The sequence below is a fragment of the Saccharopolyspora sp. NPDC050389 genome, assembly GCF_040655595.1.
Classification (GTDB): domain Bacteria; phylum Actinomycetota; class Actinomycetes; order Mycobacteriales; family Pseudonocardiaceae; genus Saccharopolyspora.
In genome coordinates, this window is sequence record NZ_JBFAKG010000009.1 from 97,551 (window position 1) to 121,213 (window position 23,663).

Sequence of the window (23,663 nt, forward strand, 5' to 3'; positions counted from 1 at the left end):
TGTCCCACCTGCGGCACCCACATCGCGGCCTTCGACTACGGCGATAGCTGGATGGGCGTCAACGTCCCCGCTCTGGACGAGCCCGACGGGGCCGACCTCATCCCGGTCAATCAGAGTTTCCGCGACGACGCGGTGTCCTGGATGAACCAGGTGCCAGACACCCATCACAGCACCGCCAACTAACACTTGCGGTCTCCGCCCGGGTGCCGGCAGCCCCGACCTGTCGGCACCCGAGCCCAGCCTGGACACGCATGCGCCGCGCGCGCCTCCATCCAGAACAAGGTCCCAGGCTCAGGCTCAGGCTCAGGCTCAGGCTCAGGCTCAGGCTCAGGCTCAGAACCACCGTGCTCAGCCCACACGCAGCCAGCGAATACGGCACACTGCAGCGCGTCGCGATGCGGTACGCCAGCGACTTCACCCGCGACCTCGACGGCCCGTAGTACATCCCGTCCTCGCCCGCCACCAGACCACCAGACCAAACCGCCCTCAACTGGGCCAGCAAAGTCTCCGCCAGTTATGTTGGCACGGTATCGAGCACCCCTTGCCAACGAACCTGGCGGAGCCTAGGTCGGATCCCCCACTTTGGCTGGCACAGGACACCACCAGTTCCCCGGACCCGACCGCAGCCCGGTCGGGTCAGCACCACCCAAAGGTGCGCCGAGTCCGCGGCGTTCATCTACGCCGGTTTCCAGGGCGATGGAAACGACTCTTGCTGTGGAGGGCACGTTATGGCCGCACACCGCGAACCTGGTTCGCCGGTCGCATCGGCGAAGAATCTGCACCGGATCGCCTGAAACAGGATCGATCACCTGTCCCCCTCTGCACCCGTCCAAGACCGACGTGGTCGCCGAAAAGCCGCTGGGCGAGCCGGCATAGCGTTACTTGCGAGTCCGTTCGCTCCCGCTGGTGTCGCTGACCAGCGCGACGGCGTCGTAAGCATCGAACGCGGGCTGGTCCAGGAAGTAGTCGGCCATCCTCATCCATCGATAGGTCGCCGCTTCGTTAAGAGGCGGCGCGGGGTGTGCGCCCTGCCGACGAGTTCCAGCAGGGTCTGGCGATCGTCCTCGACGGGCTCGCGGCCGCGTTGGAGAGCTAGACGCATCGCGACATCGCGACGGACTGGTGGCCCGTGTGCCGGAATTGTCCTACTCCCCTTGCGCTTGGGTTCAATCGGGCTGCATCGTCCGGAATCTCGTTAGCTGCGAACAACTTTCGCGTGAGTTGGTCACGCGGCACCGTCGTGTCCTCCCTTCAGTGGCTATGCCGGGGGAAACGGCCCTCCGCCGGGTCGCCATGCCCTCTGGCGCACCGGATGATGAGTGCCGAATCAATTCGCTTCACAGCAGGTTGGTTCGTGCGCTCGTACATCTGGAGGCATTGGTGGCAGTTCTGTGCAGACCGGCGGTCGCGGTTCCCGAACACGTCATCACCGTGGAGGAAACTCTCGAACACGCCCGTCGAGTTCACGCCGATCACCCGCAACTCCCCCTCGCCCTGCGGTTGATCAGCAACACCGGGGTCCGCAAGCGCCACCTCATCCGGCCCATCTCCGAAACGCTGCAGCACCCGGGTTTCGAGGTGCGCAACAGGATCTACGAGGAGCAGGCCAAGCAACGCGTGCCGGCCGTCGTCGCTCGGGCGCTGGCCAATTCCGGGCTGCGCGCGGAGGACATCGACCTGCTGGTGTACGTCTCGTGCACCGGGTTCATGATGCCGTCGATGACGTCGTGGCTGATCAACTCGATGGGGTTCCGCCACGACACGCGGCAGCTGCCGATCGCGCAGCTCGGGTGCGCTGCCGGTGGTGCGGCGATCAACCGCGCCCACGACTTCTGCACCGCCTATCCGGACTTGAACGCGTTGATCGTGGCCTGCGAGTTCTGCTCGCTGTGCTATCAGCCCGACGACCACGACATCGGTTCGTTGTTGTCGAACGGGTTGTTCGGCGATGCCGTCGCCGCTGCTGTGGTGCGGGGCTCCGGCGGCAGTGGGGTTCTGCTGGAGCGCAATGCCGCGGCGATGATCCCGAACACCGAGGACTGGATTTCCTACCAGGTCAAGGCCACCGGTTTCCACTTCCGGCTGGACAAGCGGGTGCCGACGACGATGGAGCCGCTGGCGCCGGCGCTGCGTGAGTTGGCGGATCGTCATCGGTGGGATGTCTCGGGGCTGGACTTCTACGTCATCCATGCTGGTGGGCCGCGGATTCTCGATGACCTCACGAAGTTCTTGGGGGTGCCGCCGGTGGCGTTCCGGTACAGCCGGGCGACGCTAACGGAGTACGGGAACATCGCCAGCGGTGTGGTGCTCGATGCGTTGCTGCGGATGTTCGACGAGGGTTCGCTGCCTGATCGGGCGCGTGGGCTGATCGCCGGTTTCGGGCCTGGCATCAGTGCGGAGATGGCGGTTGGCAGTTGGGTCTCGGGGCCGGAGCCGGCGATCGTGCGCCCTCGGGTTGAGCAGGTGGCGGTTGTGCGTCCGTTGGGAGGTCGCTGATGTCGGATCGGTGTCCGGTGCGGTGCTACGAGCCGCCGAACATTGCCGGGGTGGGGTTCGATCCGGATCTTGCGGAGTTCCTGCGGGATGAGCCGGTGGCGCGGATCCGGATGCGGTTCGGTTCGGGTGAGGCGTGGTTGGTGACGCGGTATGAGGACGTCAAGTTCGTCACCTCGGATCCGAGGTTCAGCCGGGCTGCGATCGCGGGGCAGCCGTTTCCTCGGATGACCAAGCACATCATCCCGTTGGATCGGGCGGTGAGCTATGCGGATCCGCCTGGTCATGCGCGGATCCGGCGGGTGGCGGCGAAGGTTTTCGCGCAGCGCAACGTGGAGCGGTTGCGGGTTCGTGCGGAGCAGGTGGTGGCCGAGCGGATTGCTGCGTTGGTGAGCGCGGGGTCACCGGCCGATCTGGTGGAGCACGTGGTGGCGCCTTTTCCGATGACGATGATCGGTGAGGTCGTGGGTGTTCCGGAGGCCGACCGGCCGTGGTTGATGTGGTGTGCGGAGACGTTGTTCAGCATGGCGCGGGACGAGTCGGAGGTGGCTCGCAACGGCCGGATCAAATCTGAGTTGTACGCGTACTTCCACAAATTGGTGGCGCGGCGTCGCATGTCGTCGGGTGATGATCTGGTGACGGTGCTGGGCGAAGCGCGTGATCGTGGCGAGATCGATGATGAGGAACTGGGCGCGTTGATCGTGCTGGTGTCGCTGAACGGGTGGCACGCGGTCCGCTACAACAGTTCGAACATGGTGTACGTGCTGTTGACGGAGCCGGGTTTGCGGGATCGGTTGGTGGCCGATCCGGGGCTGGTTCCGCATGCGGTGGAGGAGCTGTTGCGTTTCATCCCGCACAAGCGTGGTGTCGGGCAGCCGCGTGTTGCCACCGAGGATGTGGTGATCCGGGGTGTTCGGATTCGGGCCGGCGATGTCGTGCACATCTCGTACGTGACGGCGAACTGGGATGCGGAGGTCTTCCCGGATCCGGAGCGGGTCGATCTGGATCGTGCGGAGATTCCGCATGTGGCGTTCGGGCATGGCCCGCATTACTGCGTGGGGCCGTTGTTGGCGCGGATGGAGTCGCAGGTGCTGCTGGGCACCTTGTTGGATCGGCTCCCCCGGCTTCGGTTGGCGGTGCCGCCGGAGGGGGTTCGGTGGCGGCAGGACGTCATGATCCGTGGTCCGGTTGATCTGCCGGTGACCTGGTGATTCGGGAAGGTTCAGCGCTGATGGAGGGTTTGGTCGTTCCGCCCGGTCACGGGAGGCGGATCGTGACGGGTGCGCAGGACGTGACGTTCAAGGTCACCGGGGCGCATTCGGTGGCGGCGTCGAGTTTCGAGGTCGTGGTGCCGCCGGGTTTCGATGTGGGTGCGCATGTGCATGCCCACAGCGAGGAGTTGTTCTACGTGCTGGAGGGCGAGCTGGAGTTGTTGGCGTTCGAGCCGGTCGTGCGCGGTGGGGATCGCTGGTCGGAGTGGGAGGGCGAATCGGGGCAGCGGGTTTGTCGTGCCGGCCCGGGCAGTGTCATGTTCGTGCCGCCGGGTTGTCCGCATGCGTTCGCCAATCGTGGTGATGTCGCGGCGCGGATGTTCTTCCAGTCTTCGCCGCCGTCGCACCACGAGCGGTATTTCGAGGAGTTGTTGGAGATCCTGGAGGCTCCGGGTGGCGTGGATGATGCGGCGGTGGCGGAGTTGCGGCGGCGTCATGACATCGAGCAGTTGACGCCGTTGCGGTTCGATGCGTGAGGCCGTGGCGGTGTTGCTAGTCGTTGTGCGCGGCGGGTTCGGGTAGTGCTTCGCCGGTTTCCAGCAGGGTTTTGAGGCCGGAGAGCAGGGCGGGCCAGCCTTGGGTGATCATGCCCAGCACGGTGCTGTCCGGTTCGAAGCCGTCGTGCACGACGGTCAGTTTGACGATGTCGTCGACCTGTTCGATCTCGAAGGTCACCTTCGAGCGGGGTTCGGCGGCGATCTTGGTGAGTGTTTCGTCGTCGATGCCGCTGCCTTCGGCCCATTGCGGGGTGAAGGTGTGCCAGGTGTAGGAGAGCTTGCGGTGGGGTTCGGCTTCGAGGACGACCTGGGCGGGGTCGGTGATCGTGCTGCCGCGTTCGTGCCAGGTCATGGTGGAGCCGGCCTGCCAGTCGGTGTCGAAGGCCAGGCCCCAGTAGCGGCGAGTGAAGGCGGGGGCGGTTAGGGCTTGCCAGAGTCGTTGTGGCGTGGTGTTGATGTAGGTCGTGTAGACGAATTCCGGGTTGTTCATGGGTTGTTGCTCCAATGCGGTTTTCAGGTCCGCGAGTGCGTGGACGCGTTGTCGGTCGTACTGGTTGATCCAGCGGTCGGCGATGGCGTTGATCGGTTCGGCGTTGAGGTAGTGCAGCTTTTCCCGGCCGCGTCGCACGGCGGTGACCAGGTTGGCGGCTTCCAGCACTGCGAGGTGCTTGCTCACTGATTGCCGGGCCATGGCCAGGCCGCTGCACAGTTCGCGCAGGGTTTGGCCGTTGTGGGCGTTCAGGTTGTCCAGCAGTTGGCGACGGTTGGGGTCGGCGAGTGCTTTGAACACCTCGTCCATCTTCACCTACCAAAATGCAGCCGGTTGGCTGCCTGAATATAGGCAGCCAACCGGCTGCATGTCAAAGGATGGCCGCCTCGCGGCCTAGGCTCCGGATATGGCGGCGGTGGTGCTGGTGCACGGCAGTTTTCTGGGGCCGTGGTCGTGGCGCGATGTCGTCGCGGACCTGACGGACTCGGGGATCGAGTGCGTGGTCGCGGATCTGCCCAGCGGGCACGGTGGCATTCGCGATGCCGCCGGTGATCTGCACGATGATGCCGCTCAGGTGCGGGAGCTCCTGGATGCGGCGACCGAACCGGTGGTGTTGTGCGGACACTCTTACGGCGGTGCGGTGATCACCGAGGCCGCGGCGGCACATCCCGCGGTGTGGAAGTTGGTGTACCTCGCCGGCGCCATGCCCGATGCCGGGCAGAGCCTGGCTGATCTCGCTCCCCCGCCCACTGTTGAGCCCGGGGCGCGGGAGGCGGTGCGGTGGCGCGCGGACGGCTTGCTGGAGCTGACCGCGGAGTCCGCGCGGGAGGCGTTGTTCCACGACTGCTCCCCGGGGCGAGCCGAGGAGGCGATTTCGTTGCTGCGGCCCAGCAATCCGGTGATCGGCGGGCAGGGCGTGCGGGCGGCGGCGTGGCGGGAGGTGCCGGCGACCTTCGTGCGGGGCTCGGCCGACCGGATGCCCGAGCTCGTATCGGGCTCGGTCGAGTGGGACGGCGTCGAGATCGTGGAGTTGCCGGCCGGGCACTGCCCCAACTGGTCCCGGCCCGATCTGGTCGCCGCCCTGCTGGTCGATCTGGCGGGATCGCCGCGATGACGGTTCTGGTGTCGTGCGTGCGTCGGGGCACGCACGACACCAGGTGGGTCAGCCCTGTGCGGGCACGGCCATCTCGCCGAGCTGCGACCAGTCCTGCTGTTCCACGGTCGTGCTGACGATCCGCGGGGTTTCGGCGAGGTGCGGCGGCAGCGTTTGCTGGGCCTTCTTGAAGTGTTCGGACTGGACGTGCGCGGCGCCCGCCTGGTCGTCGCGGAAGGCTTCGACCAGGACGTATTCGTTCGGGTCGTCGAGGCTGCGGGACCAGTCGAACCACAGGCAGCCGGGTTCGGCGCGGGTCGCCTGGGTGAACTCGGCGGCGATCTCCGGCCACCGGTCGGCGTGTTCGGGCCGGATGCGGAACTTGGCGGTGATGAAGATCATCGCGGGTACTCCTTCGAACCGTGTGGGTGCTCGGCTTTCGCCGGGCCCGATGATCCTAAGGAACCGTGCGCGGAGCCATTCGGACTGGTCCGCGTCGATTCAGTCCAGGCTGAGGCGTTGCGCGTAGTGCTCGCGCAGCTGCTCGGTGCGGTCGGCGGGCCAGGGGCAGCGGATGTCGCCGTGCAGGGCCGCGAACACGATCTCGAAGTAGACCTGCCACGCCGCCAGGAGGGTGGTCCGTTCGGCGGCCTGCGCGGCGGGCAGGGTGTGGGTGAGCGTGAGGCGGGTGCCGATCGGGTGCTGGTCGCGGAGCTGGAATCGCACCGTGCCGCCTGGTTGCCAGGTGTATTCCAGGGCGTTGGGGGCTTCGGCGGCGGTGAGCGCGCCGGCCTGCCCGTAGCCGTGGGTGCTCTGTAGTGGCGGTTCGGCGCCAGCGGTGGGGTCGCTGTCGCCGGTGATCAGCGCCCAGACCTCGTGGGGCGGTTGGACGAAGTCGCGTTCGAAGCGGATCTCGTAGCCGTTCTCGGTCTCGTGCAGCTCTCCTTCGCCGAGCCCGAACTGCTCGATGTAGGCCTCGGCTCGTTCGAACCAGGTCTGCATGGAGAATTCGGCGGTCGTGCCGGTGAGCCGGGTGGCCAGGCCGTCGAGGCAGGCGTCCCAGCCGGCGCCGTGGCGGGCGATCGACGGGCGGTCGCTGTCAGGGCCACGCAGGACGTGGCTGAACACCAGCAGGCAGCCTTCGGGGCGCGGGAGCAGTTCGCAGCGGATGACGTCGGTGTCCCAGCGGAACGCGAAGAGCTTCGGCGGGTCGGCCTCGAGGATCTCCCCTTCGTCGGCGTCGTCGGCACCCTCGAAGGTGAAGCGCATCGGGGAGCCGGGGACGGGCTGGTCGAAGTCGATACGGGCCGGGAACCAGTGGGCCAGCTCGGCGGGATCGGTGATGGCGCGCCACACCTTCTCCGGCGGGTGGTGCAGCAGGCGTTGCAGGCGCAGGACCGGGCGGTCGCCGATCATCGTGACGGATGTGTCGGTGTTCATGACTGGGTGTCCTCCGGGTCGGGCATGGTGTCGAGGTGGCGTTGCAGGGCGTCGAGCCGGTCGTGCCACATCTGCCGGTAGGGCGCCAGCCAGGCGTCGATCTCGGCCAGTGGCTCGGGACGCAGCCGGTACCAGCGGCGCTGGGCGTCCTGGCGGACTTCGACCAGCCCGGCCTCGCGCAGCACCTTGAGGTGCTTGGACACCGTGGGCTGGCTCAGCGGGAGGTGGTCGACGAGGTCGCCGACGGCTCGTTCGCCGGTGCGCAGCAGGTCGAGGATGTCCCGGCGGTGTGGTTCGGCCAAGACTTCAAAGGTACTTGCCACTCCGTCAATATAGCCGAGCGGAAATATGATCGCGAGTTGCCGGCCGGTGGCGCGGGATCAGGCGGTGAGCACGGCCTGGGTCTGGGTGGTGTGCCCGATGCGGCGCCCGGAGTCGTCCAGCAGCTCTGTCTGCACCGCGATGTTCGTGCGGCCCACGTGCAGCGGGCGGCTGACCGCGTGCAGCGCTCCTTCACGCAGTGCGCGGAAGAAGTTCGTCTTCGATTCGATCGTGGCGGTGTGCGCACCCTCGGGCAGGTTCAGGAACGCGCAGATCGCCCCGATCGAATCGGCCAGCGCCATGACCGCTCCCCCGTGCAGCACTCCCCCCGCCGTGCAACGCTGCGGCGCCCAGCCCAGGTGCCCCCGGACCTCCTCGGTACTCGCGGAGTCGATCTCCACACCCAGCGACACCGCGAACGGCATGAGCGCGACGAGCTGCTGGTGGTCGACGGTCGTCATGGAATCTCCTTGGCGAGGATCCGGGTCGCGGCGGCGACCAGTTCGGCGTTGTCGGCGGCGACCTGCCCGTCGGGCAGCAGCAGGGTGTCCTCCAGGCCGATGCGGGTCGCGAGGCCGCGGCGGGCGGCGACGGCCAGCACCGGCCACGCCCCGGCGGCCTCGCCGTGCAGCAGGATCGGTGTCGCCGCCGGACTCAGCCGCTCCAGCAGCGCTTCGGCGGTCGCCGCCGCGCCACGCGCGGTCCGGTCGGTGACCTCGGCCAGCACCCGCAACACCCGGCCGCGGTGCGGCGAACGCAGGAACTGGCGGTCGCCGTCGGTGCCGGAGTAGATGCCCGCCTCGATGCCGACACCGCGCTCCAGCAGCACGGCCGCGACGTCGTCCGCGCCGGGTTCGTGCCAGTTCACCGAGGCGTGATCGGGCAGCACCGTCCACGCCCGGATGGCCCGGATCCGGTCGGCCGGATCCGGGGCGGTCCAGGCGCCGGTGGTGACGCCGACTCTGACGCCGGGTGCCGCGGCCCGCACCGCGCGCAACGCGGCGGCGACCGCGTGCGGATCGAGGCTGTCGGTCCCGTCGGGCGTTTTGGGGTGCAGGTGGATGTCGGTGGCGCCGGCGGCGATGCTGTCCGCCGCGGCCTTGGCCAGTTCCTCGGGGCGCACGGGCAGGTGGAAGTGCTCGCGCGGCGAGCGCGCGCCGTTGAGGCAAACCTGCAACATGTGCCGATTCTCCCCCGCGCCGGCACGCGCGCGGAAGCTGACGACCCCGTTTCGTGATCATCGTGGGCGCCACATCTCGCCCGGATCGGTGATCGCGGCACCTGTACTAGCGTGGTGCCGTGGTGTTGAGCAACCGGATCCTGCGGGGCGTGGCCGCCGGCGAGATCACTCTGGCGTTCCAGCGCTGGCCCAGCCCGCTGGCGAGGGCCGGCTCGCGGCTGCACACCGCGGTCGGGACGATCGGCGTCGACGAGGTCACCGTGGTCGATCCGGGCCAGCTCACCGACGCCGACGCCCACCGCGCCGGCTTCGCCTCCGCCGCCGGGCTCCGGTCCTCTTTGGACAAGCACGGCCGCGGCGCGGTCTACCGCCTCGCCCTCAGCTACGACGGTCCCGCGCCCGAGCTGACGCCGGAACCGGTGGAGCTGCGCCCGCGCGAGCGCACCGAGATCGACCGGCGACTGGCGCGGTTGGACGTCTCCTCCCCGCGCGGGCCGTGGACCAGGGCCGTCCTGGAGGTGTTGCGGCAGCGGCCCGGGCTTCGCGCCGCCGAACTCGCCGCCGAGCAGGGGCGGCCGGTGTCCCGCTGCAAATCCGATGTGTGGCAGCTGCGCGAGCTCGGCCTCGTCGAGCCCCTGGAAGCGGGCTTCCGGCTGTCCTCGCGCGGACAGTCCTACCTCGACGGTCCCACCTGAACAAGGAGCACGTCCTGATCCACCAGATCCACCACGGCGAGCGCATCCTCAACGACGTCGAATCCGCGCTGTGCACGGCGATCCGGGCCTACAGCAGCGGTGATCCCGTCACCGCGCACCGCGCCGCCGAACAAGCCCGCGCCCTCGACCCGAACAGCGAACTGGCCCGGCTGCTGTCGGTTATCACCGCGGACGGCGACGCCGCCAGCGTCTACGACTCGCCCGCGGCATTCCGGGCGTTCATCCGCGGCGGCGGCAACATCGGCCTCTACGAGGCCACCTCCGCCGCGCTGCGCGAGCTCTACCGGCGGCACCGGCCCCAGCGGCTGCTCGACATCGGCACCGGCGACGGCCTGGCGCTGCTGCCCGCGCTCACCGAGCACCTTCCCACCGTCGGGGTCGTCGAGCCCAGCACCGCGCTGCTGGCCGAGACCACCGCCGAGCTGACCCGTCGCGGCATCCCGCACCTCGCCTGGCCGTGCACCGCCCAGGACTTCACCGCCACCCACACCCAGAGCTGGGACCTGGTGCAGTCCACCTTCGCGCTGCAATCCCTGCCCGAGGCCGACAAGATCCGGGTGCTGCGCTGGATCGCCGCGCACACCGACCGGTTCGTGCTGGTGGAATTCGACGTCCCCGAGGTCGCCTCGGTGTGGGAACCCGCGTGGTTCCGCGACTGCCTGGCCCGGCTGGAGCGCGGCCTGCGCGAATACGGCGACGACCGCGATCTCGTCGGCGCCGGGTTCATCCTGCCGGTGATCCTCGGCAAGTTCGGCACCGCCGCACCCACCAACTACGAGCTGGCCATCGACGACTGGGAGGCACTGCTGCGCGAGGCCGGGTTCGCCGGGATCACCACCCGGTGGCTGGCCGAGTACTGGTGGCGGCCGGCGTTCCTGGTCGAGGCGGTCACCGGGGCCGGATGATGCCGCGCTGCAACGCCGTGGTGATCGCCGCGGTGCGGTTGTCCACGCCGAGCTTGTCGTAGATGTGCACCAGGTGCGTCTTCACGGTCGCCTCGCTGATGAACAGCGCCTTCGACAGCGCCCGGTTGGACAGGCCCTGCGCCAGCAACTGCAGGATCTCCACCTCGCGCGGGCTCAGCGCGGGCTGCGGGCGGCGCAGATGACCGAGCAGCCGCGCCGCCACACCGGGTGCCAGCGCCGTCTGGCCCTGGGCGGCCAGCCACACCGCCTGGCACAGCTCCTCCGGCGGGGCGTCTTTGAGCATGTAGCCGGTGGCGCCGGCTTCCACGGCGGTGAGGATGTCGGCGTCGGAGTCGTAAGTGGTCAGCACCAGCACCGGCGGGCCGCCCTCGGCGGTGATGCGGCGGGTGGCGGTGACGCCGTCCATGCCGGTGGGCATTTGCAGGTCCATCAGCACGATGTCCACCTCGGTGCCGGCCAGCACCTGCAGCGCGGCCTGCCCGTCGGCGGCCTCGGCGACCACCGTCATGTCCGGGCGGTCGTCGAACATCGCCCGCAGCCCGCGCCGGACCACCGGATGATCGTCGACGAGCAGGATGCGCAACGCTTCGGCCATCACCGGATCTCCTCGTCGGTCAGCGGCAGCCGGATGGCCACCGCGGTGCCGTCGCCGGGCGCGGATTCCACCGCGAGCCGCCCGCCCAGCGCGCCGATGCGTTCCCGCAGCGCGATCAGCCCGTATCCGCTGCCATCCGGTGCGGGCCGGACCGCGGCCGGGTCGAAACCGGCACCGTCGTCGTAGATGTCGAGGGTTACCTCCGTGTCGAGGAACCCGAGCGTGACCACCGCAGTGCCGGCGTGAGCGTGGCGGACGACGTTGCCGAGGCTGGCCTGCGCCGCGCGCAGCAGCGCCACCTCGTAGCCGGAGGGCAGCCGCACGAGCGCGCCATCGGTCTGGAAGCGGCAGTGAATGCCTGATTCCCTCGCGGTGTCCTCGCACAACCGCCGCAGCGCCTGCGGCAGTCCCGTGCCGGTCAGCGACGGTGGCCGCAGGTCGCGCACGAAGCGGCGGGCCTCGTCGAGGTTGTCCGCCGCGGTGCGTTGCGCCTCGGTGATGCGGGCGCGGGCCTTGTCCGCCTGCGGTGGCAGCGCCGAGTCCGCCGCGCGCAGCAGCAGCACGATGCTCGACAGGCCCTGGGCGAGGGTGTCGTGGATTTCCCTGGCCAGCCGTTCCCGCTCGGCGGCCACCCCGGCCTGGTGCTGCGAGGACGCCAGCTCCGCGCGGGTGCGGGTCAGGTCGTCGATCAGGGCTTGCCGGCGCTGGCTCTCGGCGTAGATCGCCGAGTAGCCCCAGGTGATCACCACCGCCACCCCGGCCCCGATGATCGGGCCCAGCACCATGCCCACGCTCCAGGCCCCGGCGTGCCGGCCCTGGGCCGTCACGACCAGGGCGGTGACCACCACGACCGCGACCAGCGCGTGCCGGCCCCGAAGCAGGTGCAGGTGCAGGAAGAACAGCGGGAACGCCAGCCACGAGAAGTCCGGGCTGACCACCAGCAGGCCCGCCCACACCGCGGTGACCGCCGCCAGCCACGTCATCGCCAGCCACCGCCGGTGCAGGGCATGGCGCACCACCGCGCCCGCCGCGTACACGGCGGTCAGCAGCACCGCGCCGCCCACCGCCAGCCAGCCGGTCGGGCCGGCGGGATGGGTGAGGAACACCCGTGCGGTGGCGATGCCCAGCAACAGCAGGAATCCCGCGTGGAACACCAGCCGCATCAACCGCAGGATCGCCACCGGGCCGGGGCCGGCGGGCAACGACGTTTCGGACACTGTGGACACCTTAAGGCCTGCGCGTGGACGGGCGCGGACGGCGCTCGCCAGGGTCCTTTCTAGACATCGCCGCCGGGGCGCGGCATCGATCGTTCGGTTGAGATCGGGCTGCACCCCGTGGCGGTGCGGAATCAATCCGCGCGGCGATGGCGGCGGGCCCGATCGCGGCGAGGCTGGATGCCGGAATCCACCACGACCGGAAAGCAGAGCACCGTGTTCCTCGCCATCCGCGACATCCGCTTCGCCAAGGGGCGGTTCGCGCTCATGGGCTCGGTGGTCGGGCTGATCACGCTGTTGATCGTGTTGCTGTCGGGACTGACCGCGGGCCTGGCCCACCAGTCCACCTCGGCGATCGCGCAGCTGCCCGCCACCCACATCGCCTTCGGCACCACCAGCGCCGAAGCCCCCGAGCAGTCCTTCGCCGACTCCTCGGTCACCCAGGCCCAGCTCGACGCCTACCGCGGCGCGCCCGGCGTGCAGCGCGCCGCGCCGCTGGGCATCACCCAGACCCGCCTGGAAACCACCACCGGCGGCGCGGCGGCCACCATCTTCGGCGTGCGCTCCGCCGATGGCCTCGCGCCCGCCCCGGTCGCGCCCGGCACGCTGGTCATCAGCCGCGAACTCGCAGAAGACAACGACCTGGCCGTCGGGCAGACCGTGCTGGCGGGCACGCAGCGGCTGACCATCAGCGGCATCGCCGACAACACCTACTACAGCCACACGCCGGTGGCGTGGACGGCGCTGGAGACCTGGTCGGTGCTGCGGTCCCCGCGCGCCGACGCGCCGCTGGCCACCGTCATCGCCGCCGAGGTGACCGCCGATCCGGCGCAGGCCGACGCCGCCGCGGGCACCACCACGGCCACCACCGGTGCCAGCCTGTCGGCCATCGGCTCCTACTCCTCGGAGCACGGGTCGCTGCTGATGATGCAGGGCTTCCTGTACGCGATCTCCGCGCTGGTCATCGGCGCGTTCATGACCGTGTGGACGATCCAGCGCAGCGGCGACATCGCCATCCTCAAGGCCCTCGGCGGCGCCACCGGCTACCTGCTGCGCGACGCGCTGGCGCAGTCCGCGATCGTGCTGGTGCTCGGCGCCGGGGTCGGTGGCGCCGCCGGTGTGGGCCTGGGGGCGCTGGCGGTGCAGGCCGTGCCGTTCCAGCTCACCGCCGCCACGACCGTGCTGCCCATCGCCGCCATGATCGTCCTCGGCATGTTCGGTGCCGTCCTGGCGGTCCGGCGCATCACCTCCGTCGACCCGCTGACCGCTTTGGGAGCAGCCCGATGAGCCTCACCCTGACCGATATCCGCCTGACCTACCCCGACGGCGACCGCACCCTCACCGCCCTCGACGAGGTGTCCCTGCACGTCGAGCCCGGCCGGCTGCTGGCCGTCGTCGGCCCCTCCGGGTCCGGCAAGTCGAGCCTGCTGGCCGTGGCCGCGACCCTGCTGCGCCCCGATTCCGGCCGCGTCGTCGTCGACGGCGTCGACACCGGTGGCCTCTCCGCCGCGCGGCGGGCCCGACTGCGGCTGGAGAAGATCGGCATCGTCTTCCAGCAACCCAACCTGCTCGGTTCGCTGACCGCCGCCGAACAGCTCCAAGCCGTCCACCACATGCGGGGCGGATCGCCTCGGCGGCAGCGTCGTGCCGCCGCCGAAGCGCTGGCCGCGGTCGGACTCGACGGCAAGCAGCACCGCCGCCCGCACCAGCTCTCCGGCGGCGAACGCCAGCGGGTCAACATCGCCCGAGCCCTCACCGGCAGGCCCGCAGTGCTGCTGGTGGACGAGCCGACCGCCGCGCTCGACCAGGAGCGCGGCCGCCAGATCGTCGAGCTGCTCACCGAGGTCACCCGCCAGCACCAGGTCGCCACCATCCTGGTCACCCACGACACCGAATACCTCGACCAGGTCGACGAGGTGGCCGTGATGCGCGACGGGCAGCTGACCCGCTCAGTAGCGGGTGCCCATCGCTGAGCGCACCTCGGCGAGGGTCGTCTCCGCGATGGCGTTGGCGCGCTCGTTGCCTTCGCGCAGGATCCGGCGCAGATGGCCGCGGTCCTGCGCGAAGGCGGCTCGCCGTTCCCGCATCGGCGCCAAGTGCTCGTTGACGGCCTCGGTGACGGTGCGCTTCAGCACCGCCGCGCCACCCGAACCGATGTCCTCGGCGACCTCGTGCGGATCGCGCCCGAGGCACAGCGCCGCGAGCAGCACCAGGCTGGAGACCTCCGGGCGCGATTGCGGGTCGTAGCTGATGTGGCGCTGCGCATCGGTCTTCGCGCCGCGGATCAGCCGCGCGGTCTCGTCTGCGGTGGCCGCCAGCGTGATCGCGTTGCCGCGGCTTTTGCTCATCTTGGTGCCGTCGGTGCCCAGCAGCAGTGGCGCCGGCGACAGCAGCGCGTCCGGCTCCGGCAGCAGCCGCCCGTAGCGGTCGTTGAAGCGGCGCGCGATCGTGCGGGTCAGCTCCAGATGCGGCAGCTGGTCCTGGCCCACCGGCACCAGATTGGCCTTGCAGAACAGGATGTCGGCGGCCTGGTGCGCGGGATAGGTGAACATCAGGCCGCTGACCGCCGCCTGCCGCGAGTGGCTGATCTCGTCCTTGACCGTCGGATTGCGGCTCAGCTCCGAGACCGACACCAGGCTCAGGAACGGCAGCAACAGCTGGTTGAGCGCCGCCACCGCGCTGTGCGTGAAGATCGTGGCGCGCTGCGGGTCGATCCCGGCGGCCAGGTAGTCCAGCACCAGGTTCTCCACGTGCTCGCCGAGGCGCTCGGCGACGTCCCGGTCGGTGAGCACCTGGTAGTCGGCGATGATCACCAGCAGCTCCACGCCCTGACGTTGCAGCTGGACGCGGTTGTGCAGGGTGCCGAAGTAGTGGCCCAGGTGCAGCAGCCCGGTCGGGCGATCTCCGGTGAGCACCCGGAAATCGTTGGGGTGCAAAGAGATCTGCTCCTCCAGTTCGGCGCTGCGGCGCGCTGCGGTGGAGGTCTCGATCACGGTGGTCATAGGTGTTCTCCTCGATTTGGTGGGGCCCGGCCGACGCCCCGAACGTGCGGAGAACACGAAGAAGGGCCGTCCATCCGAACGGCCCGAGATGTGCGCGTGCTGAGGCGGCCGCTCCTAACCGGAGCGCCACCACGAGAGACACGAGCTGCGAATCACGCCGCCATCCTAACCCACACCGGCGGCGCGGTGGCCGCGACATGGCCGATGCCATCCGGCGGTCACGGAATCTCCAGGGTCATTTTCGTGTCGGTGACGGAGAACCCGAGGCGCTCGTACACCCGCTTCGCCGGATTGCCGACCGTGACGGCCAACCCCACCTCGTGCCAGTCCTGCGCGCTCAACCACGCCAGGGCTCGCCGCAGCAGCAGCCCGCCCAGTCCGGCGAATTCCGCCGCCGGGCGGCGGAACACATCGCCCACCCACGGCACACCGTCGCGATCGTTGATCACCAGCCCCGCCGCGACCCGGTCCTCGGCGTCGACCACCAACGCGCTGCACTCCAGCATCGGCCCCAGCACCCGGCCGGTCAGCAGCGGCTGCAGCAGCTCCGCCAGCACCTGCTGATCATCGCCGGACACGCGGTCGGGATGATCCGGCGGGAACGCCTCCAGCCACGCCGGCAGCAATTCCGGCGCCGGGCGGTCGCAGGCCACCACCCGCAGCGGCGCCTCCGGAGCCAGCCCGGCCCACTCCGGCGGCGGCGGATCGGCCCGCAGATCGCGCCGCATCGCATGCGCATGCCGCTTCAGCCGCGCCCCCGCGCTCAGCAGCACCTCGCCGTGATCCGGCGTGACCGACAGCTTCCACCCCGGCAGCTCCGCGCGGAACAGCTCCAGCGCACCGGGCCCGTCGATGGCCAGCACCTGCGCGGTGCGCGGCATCGCACTCGGGACATAGGACACCGTCGTGGTCCCGTCCGACAGCACTAAGGCATCAGCGGTGTGGTTCTCCTGCAGCATTCGACAAGCACTACACCCGAATCTCGCGCCGGGGCAACCGAATTAGCGCCCCACCGAAGAGTTGGGGGCCTGTTCCGCTTGGAACAGGCCCCCAACTCCGGTGACTATCCGCGGACCGGTGTCACTGGCCCTGGCCTTCGTCGACCGCCACGGCGTGCGCCGTGCCGTCCTGCCCGTACCCGTCCTGGCCGTTGGCGTCCTGCCCATGACCGTCCTGCCCGCTGGCGGTGGCGCAGGTCCCGCTCTCGCACGCCGGCGCGGGCAGCGTGACAGCGTCCCACGGCTGGTCCTGGGCATGGGCCAGCCCGGCGGTGGCGCCTGCGAAGGCTGCGGCGAGGACGGCAGCGCTGAGGAATCGGCGCATGATCACATATCTCCAAAATGCTCGGGCCCCCCGTGCAGGGGCCTGTACCCCCAGGCCAACATCGACGGGCGCCGCGCGCCGACTGGATCACCACGACAGGCGAGCGAATCACCCCCGTCCGACGGACGGCGGCGCGAAAATTCCCTTGACATCCGTGGCGGGCATGCCATTAAGATCAACACCACTATGAAGAACTGACTTCGAGCTAGGCCCGCGTCCGAGGCTTCCGCGAACCCTTTTCACCGGTTCGCGTCGAATCATGCCCGGCGGGCAATTGCCATCGAATTCTCCGGTGTGTGACGCCCCAGTGCCCCAAGCTTCTGCCGGTTCGTCTTTCGTCCTGCGCGCACGCGACCTCGTCAAGTCCTATGCGGACCGGACCGTCCTCGCCGGGGTGTCGCTGACCGCCTCGCCCGGCCAGCGCATCGGCCTGGTCGGCGAGAACGGCGTCGGCAAATCCACCCTGCTGCGGATCCTCGCCGGCGCCGAAGATCCCGACGGCGGCGAGCTCACCCGCCCCGACGACCTCGGATTCCTGCACCAGGAAGCACCTTTCACCCCCGACACCACCCTCGCCGCCGCGCTGGACGAGGCCCTCTACGAACACCGCGCCGCGCAAGCCCGCCTGACCGAACTCGCCGACGCCCTCGGCGAGGCACCCGACGACCCCGAAATCCTCGCCGCCTACGGCGAAGTCCTCGACTGGGCCCAGCAGCACGACACCTGGAACGCCGACCACCGCGCCGAAGTCGTCCTCGACGGACTCGGCCTGGCCGGCATCACCGGCGACCGTCGGATCGGCACGCTCTCCGGCGGCCAACGCAGCCGGCTGGGCCTGGCCGTCCTGCTGCTGCGCCGACCACGCGCGCTGCTGCTCGACGAACCCACCAATCACCTCGACGAATCCGCCCTGACGTTCCTGCAACAGCACCTCGCCGCACTGCCCGGCGCCGTCGTGCTGGCAAGCCACGACCGCGTGTTCCTCGACGCGGTCTGCACCGACATCCTCGACCTCGACCCCGCCGTGGACGGCCCCACCCGCTACGGCGGCACCTTCACCGACTACCTCGCCGCCAAACGAGCCGAACGCGCCCGCTGGGAACAGCTACACCGCCGAGCAGAACGAACTCGCCGCCCTGCGCCACGCCGTGGACGTCACCGCCCGCCAGGTCAGCCACCACGGCATGCGGCGCGACAACGCCAAAATGGCCTACGACTACTCCGGCGGCCGGGTCCAGAAGCAGATCTCCCGCCGGGTGCGCAACGCCCAGCAACGCCTCGACGACCTCACCACCGCCCAAGTCCGCGAACCACCGCGCCCGCTGCGGTTCGCCGCGCCCCTCACCGGCCACGACACCACCACCGATGTGGTGCTGCAGATCCGGGAAGCCGGCGTGCGCGGGCGCGTGTGGATCGACGAACTCGACGTCACCGGCACCGACCGCCTGCTGATCACCGGCGGCAACGGCGCGGGCAAGTCCACCCTGCTGCACCTGGCCGCCGGCCGGCTGGCACCCGACACCGGCAGCGTGCAGCGCCGCCAGGACATCCGCGTCGGCCTGCTCGAACAGGACGTCACCTTCGCCGACGCCCGCAAGAGCCCCCGGCAGATCTACGCCACGACCGACCGGGAAGACCGGCCCGACCTGCGCGAGCTGGGCCTGCTCGCCCCGGCCGACCTCGACCGCCCCGTCGGGGTGCTTTCCGTCGGCCAGCGCCGCCGTCTCGCCCTGGCCCTACTCCTGGCCGATCCACCACAGGTGTTGTTGCTGGACGAGCCCACCAACCACCTGTCGCTGACCCTCGTCGGCGAACTCGAAGACGCCCTGCACACCGCGCCCGGCGCCATCGTCGTCGCCAGCCACGACCGATGGCTGCGGCGACGCTGGACCGGGCCCACCCTGAACCTGCACGAAGGCCGACGCGCCTGAGGGGAGCCGCCACCATGCCCAACACACCCGATCCCACCCGGGTGCACCCCAGCACCCGGCCCGAACTGACCAACGTGGCCTTCCTGTCCACAGTGGTCAGCTCCCCGCTGATCGAGATCGGCGAGTACACCTACTACGACGACCCCGCAGGCGCCGCCGAATTCGAAACACGCAACGTGCTCTACAACTACGGGCCCGCGAGGCTGCGCATCGGCCGGTTCTGCGCGCTGGCCACCGGAGCGCGGTTCATCATGCCCGCCGCCAACCACCCCATGATCGGCTGCTCCACTTACCCGTTCACCATGTTCGGCGGCGACTGGACCCAGGCCACCCTCGACCTCGCCACCAACCTGCCCACCAAGGGCGACACCGTGGTCGGCAACGACGTCTGGATCGGGCGCGACGCCACCATCATGCCCGGCGTGAACATCGGCGACGGCGCGATCATCGCCACCGGCGCGGTGGTCACCGGCGACATCCCCGCCTACGGCGTCGCCGGCGGCAACCCGGCCCGGGTGATCCGCCGCCGCTTCTACGACGACGACGTCGAGCTGCTCCAGCGCATCGCCTGGTGGAACTGGCCCGTCCAGGCCATCACCACCCACGTGCGAACCATCATGGGCGGCGACCCCAAAGACCTCGCCGCCCTGGCCCGCCGGGAAGGGCTGCTCGATGACTGAACGCCACATCACCACCCCCGACGGCCTGCTGCTGTGGAGCGAATCCCGCGGCGACCCGGCAGACCCGCCGGCGCTGCTGATCATGGGCGCCAACGCCAACGCGCTGGGCTGGCCCGACGAGTTCCTCGACGCTCTCGTGGCGCAGCACCTGCACGTCGTGCGCTACGACCACCGCGACACCGGCCGCTCCACGCACCTGGACATCACCGGCTACGCCTTGGCCGACCTCGCCCGCGACGCAGTGGCGGTCCTCGACGGACACGACATCGCCACGGCCCACGTCGTCGGCCTGTCCATGGGCGGCACCCTCGGCCAACTGCTCGCCCTGGACCACCGCGACCGGCTGCGTACCCTCACCCTGATGGTCACCGCCGCCCTCGACGTCGACTTCGCCGACGCGATGCGCCGCGCCATCGAAGGCGAACCCACCGACCTGCCCACCCCCACTCCGCAGATCGTCACCGCGATGGCCCACCGCGCCGACCCCGCACCCGACCGCGCCACCGCGCTGCAACGCCGGATCGACGAATGGCGACTGCTCGCCGGCGATGAAATCCCCTTCGACGCCGAGGAGTTCCGCCGCTGGGAGAACGCCGCGATCGACCACGCCGGCAGCTACCAGCAGCCCGTCGCACACGCCTTCGCCACCCCGGTCCCCACCGAACGCGGAGCCGAACTGCGCCACGTCACCACCCCGACCCTCGTCATCCAGGGGCCGCAGGACCCCATCAACCCGCCCCCGCACGGCCGGCACCTCGCCGACCTCATCCCCGGCGCCCGCTGCGCGACCATCCCGGGACTCGGCCACGCCCTGCCCGGTGCGCTGCACCAGCCGATCATCACGACCATCACCGACCACATCGGACACTTCGAGAGGACCGCCGCGTGATAGACCCCCGCCTGCGCGACCGCGTCGCCGTGATCACCGGCGCCAACAGCCCCCTGGGCATCGGCGCCGGCATCGCCCGCGCCCTGGCCCGCCAAGGCGTCAAAGTCGTGCTCGCCTCCCTGCCCGAAACACCCCCGACCTGGGCCGTCACCGGCGCCGACCGCACCTACGGCACGGCGAAGGCAACCGACACCGATCACGTGCGCGACGCCCTGCGCGCCGACGGCGCCGACGCCGAATCCCTGGCCGTCGACCTCGCCGACCCCGCCGCGGCCCCGGCGATCTTCGATCACGCCGAAACCCACCTCGGGCCGGTGGAGATCCTCATCAACAACGCCGCCCACTGCGTGCCCGACACCTTCCGGCCCGACCCGGCCCGCGGCGCCACCACCGTCACCGCGGCGAGCCTGGACGCCCACCACGCCGTCAACACCCGCGCCCCCGCGCTGCTGATGGCCGAATTCCACCGCCGCCACCTGCGCCGCAAGGCCCGCTGGGGCCGCATCATCAACATCTCCACCGACGCCGCGCCCGGCGCGGCCGACCAGATCTCCTACTGGGCCACCAAGAACGCGCTGGAATCGCTGAGCCGTTCCGCGGCCATCGAACTCGGCGCCGCCGGCATCACCGTCAACATCATCTCGCCAGGCCCGGTGCAGACCGGCTGGATCAGCGACGACATGAACGCCCGCTTCGCCGAGTTCAGCCCGCTGGGCCGCGTCGGCCGCCCCGACGACATCGCCGATCTCGCGGTCTTCCTCGCCTCCCACCAGGCCCGCTGGGTCACGGGCCAGACCATTTACGCCGGAGGCGGCAAACGCATGATCTAGCGCTACCGCCCACCGGTGAATCCGGTAACGAAACACCGGAGGGCGGGGGCGGATTCGTTGCTACGGTCCCGGAATGCCACGTCTCGTCGATCTCGCGGGCTACCGCCGGTTCTGGGCGGCATCGACCACCTCGATCTTCGGGACCCACATCACCGGCCTCGCCTTGCAGATCCTCGCCGCGGTCACCCTGCACGCCACGCGACCGAACTCGGCCTGCTCAACGCCGCACGCTGGATTCCCTACCTGCTGTTCGGGCTGCTCGCCGGTGTCGTCGTCGACCGCTACCGCTGCAAACCGATGCTGGTCGGAGCCGACCTGGGCCGAGCGGTGCTGCTGTGCGCGATCCCCGCACTGCACGCCGTCAGCCTGCTCGACCTGCCGGCACTGGCGCTGCTGGTGGCGGCCATGGGACTGGCGTCGCTGTTCTTCGACGCGGCCGACCAGGCGTTCCTGCCGCGGCTGGTGCCCACCGGGCTGCTCACCTCGGCGAACGCCAGGCTGGAGCAGTCGGACGCGGTCGCGCAGACCACCGGCCCGGTGCTGGCCACCGCGCTGATCAAGGTGCTGGGCGCGCCGCTGGCGATCCTGGTCGACGCAGCCTCCTACCTGATCTCCGGCGTGCTGCTCGCCTCGATCCGCGTGCAGGAGCCCGCCGCGCCTCGCGCAGCCCGCCGCAGCCTGCTCACCGGGCTGCGCGAGGGCATGTCCTGGGTGTACCGGCACCGCATGCTCGCCCCGATGGCGCTCAGCGGAACCTCTGGTTCCTGTCCCACAGCCTGCTGACCACCGTCTACGTGCTCTACCTGCTGCGCGCTCCGGCGGCCGGTGGGCTCGGGCTCAGCGAGGTCGAACTTGGCGTCACCTACGGCTGCGCCGGAGTGGGAGCGGTCCTCGGTGGGGCGTTGGCCAACCGGTGCGCGCAGCGGTTCGGCGCCGGGCGCACCATGGTCACCACCCGCATCTTCATGCCGCTGCCATGGCTTCTGGCGCCGTTGACCGCACCTGGCCCGGCTGCCCTCGTGGTGCTCGCTGCCGGGCAGGCGTTGTTCTGGGTGCTGATGGGCGTCGAGGGGCCCAACGAATTGGCCTATCGCCAGTCCGTCACACCGCATCGGCTGCAGGGCCGGATGAACACCACCATCCGGTCCCTCAACCGCGGCGCGATCGTCCTCGGCGCCCCGCTCGGCGGGCTGGTCGCCGACGCCGCGACCTACCGGACGGCGCTGTGGGTCGGCATCACCGGCCTGGTCGTCTCGGCCGCGGCGCTGGCCGCCTCACCGTTCCGCCACGCCGGCCACCCGGAGCCGGTCTCCGGCACGGCCTGACGCCCGGCCAGGTCGGCACCCGTGAGTGTTCTGGGTTGCTATGACGCCCCAAAACACTCACGGCTCGGTACGTCTCACCGCACTGCCGAAAGGCGGTCGGCCACAGGCCGGCGCGCGGATCCGCCGGCGGCGAGGCTGAAGGCGATCGCCACCAGCCACAGCAGGACGCCGACCACGGCCAGCCGGTGCAGCCCGGCAGCAAAATCGGCAGGTGCGGCCGGCGAGCCCGCGACCGCGCCGAACACCGCGACGCCCAGCGCGGTCCCGGTCTGCCGCATCGTGTTGTTCACCCCGCTGGCCAGCCCCGAACGCTGCGGCCCGAGCGCGCCGACCGCTGCAGCCACCACCGGTGTGGTCAGCAATCCGGCACCGATTCCGCACGCCACCAACACCGGAATCACCTCGGCATAACCGCCGCCCGGAGTCGCCAGGACCCAGCAACCGGATCCCACCGCCGCGATCATCGTGCCGCACAGCATCGGCACCCGAGGCCCCATCCGCGCCACCATCCGCCCGGCCACCGGCGCCAGCAGCACCAGCGGAACCGACATCGGCAACAACAGCGCACCGGTGCGCGCCGGCGAGTTCCCGCCGAGGTTCTGCAGATACAGGGAAAGCACGAACAGCGTGCCGTTCATGCCGAGATTCATCAGCAACGCCACCGAATTCGCCGCCAGGAACGGCCGGTTGCCCAGCAACGAACGCGGCAACCGCCGCCCGGCCGCCCACAACGCGATCATCGCCACCACGAGCGCTGCCACCACCGGCGCGTCCAGCCCGGCCTGGCCCGCCTCGATCACCGCGAACACCACCGCCGTCAATCCGGTGACCGCGCCCGCCAGCATCCCGACACGCACCTGCTGCCCGCGATCGCCGGGCAGATCCGGCACCAGTGCGCGAACTCCCACGACCGCGGCGATCACCACCGGCACGTTCAGCGCGAACACCAGCCACCAGCCGCCCCACTCGACCAGCAAGCCGCCCACCAGCGGACCGGCGGGCAACGCCAGCGACGACACCGCCGACCACACGCCCAAAGCCCGTGCCCGCGCCGCCGGATCCGGATACACCCCGGCGATCACCGCCATGCTGCCCGGCAGCAGCAACGCCGCCCCAACGCCCTGCACCGCGCGGGAGGCCACCAGCGCCCCGAGCCCCGGAGCCAGCGCACACGCCAGCGACGCCACGCCGAAGACCGCCAGCCCGGCCAGCACCACCCGGCGGTGCCCGAAACGGTCGCCCAGCGCGCCGCCGACCAGCAACATCCCGGCGATGGCCAGCGCATACCCGTCGACCACCCACTGCGTCCCGGCCATTCCCGCATCCAGCGCATCGCGGATGCCGGGCAGGGCCACGTTGACCACCGTGACATCCAGCAGCACCAGGAACATGCCCGCGCACATCACCGCCAGGACCAGCGCGGGAGAACCAACGTCTTTTCGCATCA

The 23,663-nt window shown here is 70.2% G+C and carries 26 protein-coding genes and 1 pseudogene; 15 read left to right on the forward strand and 12 right to left on the reverse strand.

Annotated elements, in window-relative coordinates:
* Nucleotides 1-51: 51 nt before the first annotated feature.
* From AB0I53_RS08385 to AB0I53_RS08400, 4 genes are all read left to right on the forward strand, one after another.
* Entirely contained in the window at nucleotides 52-183 is a 132-nt protein-coding gene (locus AB0I53_RS08385; protein ID WP_358598442.1) for a hypothetical protein, read from the forward strand.
* 1,197 nt (nucleotides 184-1,380) lie between these two features.
* Nucleotides 1,381-2,496 (forward strand): type III polyketide synthase, encoded by a 1,116-nt coding sequence (locus AB0I53_RS08390; protein WP_358598445.1) that lies wholly within the window; start codon nucleotides 1,381-1,383, stop codon nucleotides 2,494-2,496.
* Nucleotides 2,496-3,704: a cytochrome P450 gene (locus AB0I53_RS08395; RefSeq protein ID WP_358598448.1), complete on the forward strand. Its 1,209-nt coding sequence runs from the start codon at nucleotides 2,496-2,498 to the stop codon at nucleotides 3,702-3,704. Before AB0I53_RS08390 ends, AB0I53_RS08395 begins: the two co-directional genes overlap by 1 nt.
* Before the next feature lie 62 nt (nucleotides 3,705-3,766).
* Complete coding sequence (locus AB0I53_RS08400) at nucleotides 3,767-4,240, forward strand: cupin domain-containing protein (protein WP_358598450.1); 474 nt, start codon at nucleotides 3,767-3,769, stop codon at nucleotides 4,238-4,240.
* A gap of 16 nt (nucleotides 4,241-4,256) precedes the next feature.
* On the opposite strand, the gene AB0I53_RS08405 is transcribed toward AB0I53_RS08400, so the two are convergent.
* Complete coding sequence (locus AB0I53_RS08405; protein ID WP_358598453.1) at nucleotides 4,257-5,060, reverse strand: metalloregulator ArsR/SmtB family transcription factor; 804 nt, start codon at nucleotides 5,058-5,060, stop codon at nucleotides 4,257-4,259.
* 97 nt (nucleotides 5,061-5,157) lie between these two features.
* Here AB0I53_RS08405 and AB0I53_RS08410 point away from each other — a divergent pair, with 97 nt between their 5' ends.
* Nucleotides 5,158-5,865, forward strand: a complete 708-nt coding sequence (locus AB0I53_RS08410) for an alpha/beta hydrolase (RefSeq protein WP_358598456.1) — start codon at nucleotides 5,158-5,160, stop codon at nucleotides 5,863-5,865.
* Nucleotides 5,866-5,913: 48 nt separating this feature from the next.
* On the opposite strand, the gene AB0I53_RS08415 is transcribed toward AB0I53_RS08410, so the two are convergent.
* From AB0I53_RS08415 to AB0I53_RS08435, 5 genes are all read right to left on the reverse strand, one after another.
* Nucleotides 5,914-6,246, reverse strand: a complete 333-nt coding sequence (locus AB0I53_RS08415) for a putative quinol monooxygenase (RefSeq protein WP_358598459.1) — start codon at nucleotides 6,244-6,246, stop codon at nucleotides 5,914-5,916.
* A gap of 99 nt (nucleotides 6,247-6,345) precedes the next feature.
* Nucleotides 6,346-7,284, reverse strand: coding sequence for an SRPBCC family protein (locus AB0I53_RS08420; RefSeq protein ID WP_358598462.1), 939 nt, complete (start codon nucleotides 7,282-7,284; stop codon nucleotides 6,346-6,348).
* The gene (locus tag AB0I53_RS08425) at nucleotides 7,281-7,607 is read right to left on the reverse strand and encodes a metalloregulator ArsR/SmtB family transcription factor (protein ID WP_358598465.1); all 327 of its coding nucleotides are present in this window, start codon (nucleotides 7,605-7,607) and stop codon (nucleotides 7,281-7,283) included. The genes AB0I53_RS08420 and AB0I53_RS08425 overlap by 4 nt, the downstream gene beginning before the upstream one ends.
* Before the next feature lie 57 nt (nucleotides 7,608-7,664).
* Complete coding sequence (locus AB0I53_RS08430; protein WP_358598468.1) at nucleotides 7,665-8,066, reverse strand: PaaI family thioesterase; 402 nt, start codon at nucleotides 8,064-8,066, stop codon at nucleotides 7,665-7,667.
* Nucleotides 8,063-8,785 (reverse strand): 3-keto-5-aminohexanoate cleavage protein, encoded by a 723-nt coding sequence (locus AB0I53_RS08435; protein WP_358598471.1) that lies wholly within the window; start codon nucleotides 8,783-8,785, stop codon nucleotides 8,063-8,065. Before AB0I53_RS08435 ends, AB0I53_RS08430 begins: the two co-directional genes overlap by 4 nt.
* Nucleotides 8,786-8,904: 119 nt before the next feature.
* Here AB0I53_RS08435 and AB0I53_RS08440 point away from each other — a divergent pair, with 119 nt between their 5' ends.
* The gene (locus AB0I53_RS08440; RefSeq protein WP_358598474.1) at nucleotides 8,905-9,480 is read left to right on the forward strand and encodes a hypothetical protein; all 576 of its coding nucleotides are present in this window, start codon (nucleotides 8,905-8,907) and stop codon (nucleotides 9,478-9,480) included.
* The gene (locus AB0I53_RS08445; RefSeq protein ID WP_358598477.1) at nucleotides 9,387-10,406 is read left to right on the forward strand and encodes a methyltransferase domain-containing protein; all 1,020 of its coding nucleotides are present in this window, start codon (nucleotides 9,387-9,389) and stop codon (nucleotides 10,404-10,406) included. Before AB0I53_RS08440 ends, AB0I53_RS08445 begins: the two co-directional genes overlap by 94 nt.
* On the opposite strand, the gene AB0I53_RS08450 is transcribed toward AB0I53_RS08445, so the two are convergent.
* The gene (locus AB0I53_RS08450; protein WP_358598480.1) at nucleotides 10,390-11,022 is read right to left on the reverse strand and encodes a response regulator transcription factor; all 633 of its coding nucleotides are present in this window, start codon (nucleotides 11,020-11,022) and stop codon (nucleotides 10,390-10,392) included. The genes AB0I53_RS08445 and AB0I53_RS08450 overlap by 17 nt on opposite strands.
* The gene (locus AB0I53_RS08455) at nucleotides 11,022-12,239 is read right to left on the reverse strand and encodes a sensor histidine kinase (RefSeq protein ID WP_358598483.1); all 1,218 of its coding nucleotides are present in this window, start codon (nucleotides 12,237-12,239) and stop codon (nucleotides 11,022-11,024) included. The genes AB0I53_RS08450 and AB0I53_RS08455 overlap by 1 nt, the downstream gene beginning before the upstream one ends.
* A gap of 177 nt (nucleotides 12,240-12,416) precedes the next feature.
* On the opposite strand from AB0I53_RS08455, the gene AB0I53_RS08460 reads away from it, so the two are divergent.
* Both AB0I53_RS08460 and AB0I53_RS08465 read left to right on the forward strand, forming a co-directional pair.
* Entirely contained in the window at nucleotides 12,417-13,523 is a 1,107-nt protein-coding gene (locus tag AB0I53_RS08460) for an ABC transporter permease (protein ID WP_358598486.1), read from the forward strand.
* Complete coding sequence (locus AB0I53_RS08465; RefSeq protein WP_358598488.1) at nucleotides 13,520-14,209, forward strand: ABC transporter ATP-binding protein; 690 nt, start codon at nucleotides 13,520-13,522, stop codon at nucleotides 14,207-14,209. Before AB0I53_RS08460 ends, AB0I53_RS08465 begins: the two co-directional genes overlap by 4 nt.
* Here AB0I53_RS08465 and trpS read toward each other — a convergent pair.
* The 3 genes from trpS to AB0I53_RS08480 all read right to left on the reverse strand — a co-directional run bounded on the left by trpS (nucleotide 14,186) and on the right by AB0I53_RS08480 (nucleotide 16,561).
* Nucleotides 14,186-15,238 (reverse strand): tryptophan--tRNA ligase, encoded by a 1,053-nt coding sequence (trpS, locus tag AB0I53_RS08470; protein ID WP_358598491.1) that lies wholly within the window; start codon nucleotides 15,236-15,238, stop codon nucleotides 14,186-14,188. The two genes, AB0I53_RS08465 and trpS, sit on opposite strands and share 24 nt — an antisense overlap.
* Nucleotides 15,239-15,456: 218 nt before the next feature.
* On the reverse strand, nucleotides 15,457-16,197 hold the full coding sequence (locus AB0I53_RS08475; RefSeq protein WP_358598494.1) for a GNAT family N-acetyltransferase: 741 nt from the start codon (nucleotides 16,195-16,197) through the stop codon (nucleotides 15,457-15,459).
* 121 nt (nucleotides 16,198-16,318) lie between these two features.
* Nucleotides 16,319-16,561, reverse strand: a complete 243-nt coding sequence (locus AB0I53_RS08480) for a hypothetical protein (protein ID WP_358598497.1) — start codon at nucleotides 16,559-16,561, stop codon at nucleotides 16,319-16,321.
* A 307-nt stretch (nucleotides 16,562-16,868) separates the two neighbouring features.
* On the opposite strand from AB0I53_RS08480, the pseudogene AB0I53_RS08485 reads away from it, so the two are divergent.
* The 6 genes and pseudogenes from AB0I53_RS08485 to AB0I53_RS08510 all read left to right on the forward strand — a co-directional run bounded on the left by AB0I53_RS08485 (nucleotide 16,869) and on the right by AB0I53_RS08510 (nucleotide 22,216).
* Nucleotides 16,869-18,492: pseudogene (locus tag AB0I53_RS08485) on the forward strand (ABC-F family ATP-binding cassette domain-containing protein).
* Nucleotides 18,493-18,506: 14 nt separating this feature from the next.
* On the forward strand, nucleotides 18,507-19,172 hold the full coding sequence (locus tag AB0I53_RS08490) for a CatB-related O-acetyltransferase (protein ID WP_358598500.1): 666 nt from the start codon (nucleotides 18,507-18,509) through the stop codon (nucleotides 19,170-19,172).
* On the forward strand, nucleotides 19,165-20,061 hold the full coding sequence (locus AB0I53_RS08495; protein ID WP_358598502.1) for an alpha/beta fold hydrolase: 897 nt from the start codon (nucleotides 19,165-19,167) through the stop codon (nucleotides 20,059-20,061). Before AB0I53_RS08490 ends, AB0I53_RS08495 begins: the two co-directional genes overlap by 8 nt.
* Nucleotides 20,058-20,891: an SDR family oxidoreductase gene (locus AB0I53_RS08500; RefSeq protein ID WP_358598505.1), complete on the forward strand. Its 834-nt coding sequence runs from the start codon at nucleotides 20,058-20,060 to the stop codon at nucleotides 20,889-20,891. The genes AB0I53_RS08495 and AB0I53_RS08500 overlap by 4 nt, the downstream gene beginning before the upstream one ends.
* A gap of 57 nt (nucleotides 20,892-20,948) precedes the next feature.
* Nucleotides 20,949-21,674 carry an MFS transporter gene (locus AB0I53_RS08505; RefSeq protein ID WP_358598508.1) on the forward strand — a complete coding sequence of 242 codons (726 nt, stop codon included), beginning with the start codon at nucleotides 20,949-20,951 and terminating at the stop codon, nucleotides 21,672-21,674.
* Nucleotides 21,675-21,685: 11 nt separating this feature from the next.
* Nucleotides 21,686-22,216 carry an MFS transporter gene (locus AB0I53_RS08510; RefSeq protein ID WP_358598511.1) on the forward strand — a complete coding sequence of 177 codons (531 nt, stop codon included), beginning with the start codon at nucleotides 21,686-21,688 and terminating at the stop codon, nucleotides 22,214-22,216.
* A 74-nt stretch (nucleotides 22,217-22,290) separates the two neighbouring features.
* Here the strand turns inward: AB0I53_RS08510 and AB0I53_RS08515 are convergent, their stop codons facing one another.
* The gene (locus AB0I53_RS08515; RefSeq protein WP_358598514.1) at nucleotides 22,291-23,661 is read right to left on the reverse strand and encodes an MFS transporter; all 1,371 of its coding nucleotides are present in this window, start codon (nucleotides 23,659-23,661) and stop codon (nucleotides 22,291-22,293) included.
* Nucleotides 23,662-23,663 lie beyond the last annotated feature (2 nt).

Coding starts and splice junctions, on each gene's coding strand:
- AB0I53_RS08385 (WP_358598442.1), top strand. CDS start 52: ATGGGCGTCAACGTCCCCGCTCTGGACGAGCCCGACGGGGCCGACCTC.
- AB0I53_RS08395 (WP_358598448.1), top strand. CDS start 2,496: ATGTCGGATCGGTGTCCGGTGCGGTGCTACGAGCCGCCGAACATTGCC.
- AB0I53_RS08405 (WP_358598453.1), bottom strand. CDS start 5,060: ATGGACGAGGTGTTCAAAGCACTCGCCGACCCCAACCGTCGCCAACTG.
- AB0I53_RS08410 (WP_358598456.1), top strand. CDS start 5,158: ATGGCGGCGGTGGTGCTGGTGCACGGCAGTTTTCTGGGGCCGTGGTCG.
- AB0I53_RS08415 (WP_358598459.1), bottom strand. CDS start 6,246: ATGATCTTCATCACCGCCAAGTTCCGCATCCGGCCCGAACACGCCGAC.
- AB0I53_RS08420 (WP_358598462.1), bottom strand. CDS start 7,284: ATGAACACCGACACATCCGTCACGATGATCGGCGACCGCCCGGTCCTG.
- AB0I53_RS08430 (WP_358598468.1), bottom strand. CDS start 8,066: ATGACGACCGTCGACCACCAGCAGCTCGTCGCGCTCATGCCGTTCGCG.
- AB0I53_RS08435 (WP_358598471.1), bottom strand. CDS start 8,785: ATGTTGCAGGTTTGCCTCAACGGCGCGCGCTCGCCGCGCGAGCACTTC.
- AB0I53_RS08450 (WP_358598480.1), bottom strand. CDS start 11,022: ATGGCCGAAGCGTTGCGCATCCTGCTCGTCGACGATCATCCGGTGGTC.
- AB0I53_RS08460 (WP_358598486.1), top strand. CDS start 12,417: ATGCCGGAATCCACCACGACCGGAAAGCAGAGCACCGTGTTCCTCGCC.
- AB0I53_RS08465 (WP_358598488.1), top strand. CDS start 13,520: ATGAGCCTCACCCTGACCGATATCCGCCTGACCTACCCCGACGGCGAC.
- trpS (WP_358598491.1), bottom strand. CDS start 15,238: ATGACCACCGTGATCGAGACCTCCACCGCAGCGCGCCGCAGCGCCGAA.
- AB0I53_RS08475 (WP_358598494.1), bottom strand. CDS start 16,197: ATGCTGCAGGAGAACCACACCGCTGATGCCTTAGTGCTGTCGGACGGG.
- AB0I53_RS08480 (WP_358598497.1), bottom strand. CDS start 16,561: ATGCGCCGATTCCTCAGCGCTGCCGTCCTCGCCGCAGCCTTCGCAGGC.
- AB0I53_RS08490 (WP_358598500.1), top strand. CDS start 18,507: ATGCCCAACACACCCGATCCCACCCGGGTGCACCCCAGCACCCGGCCC.
- AB0I53_RS08495 (WP_358598502.1), top strand. CDS start 19,165: ATGACTGAACGCCACATCACCACCCCCGACGGCCTGCTGCTGTGGAGC.
- AB0I53_RS08515 (WP_358598514.1), bottom strand. CDS start 23,661: ATGCGAAAAGACGTTGGTTCTCCCGCGCTGGTCCTGGCGGTGATGTGC.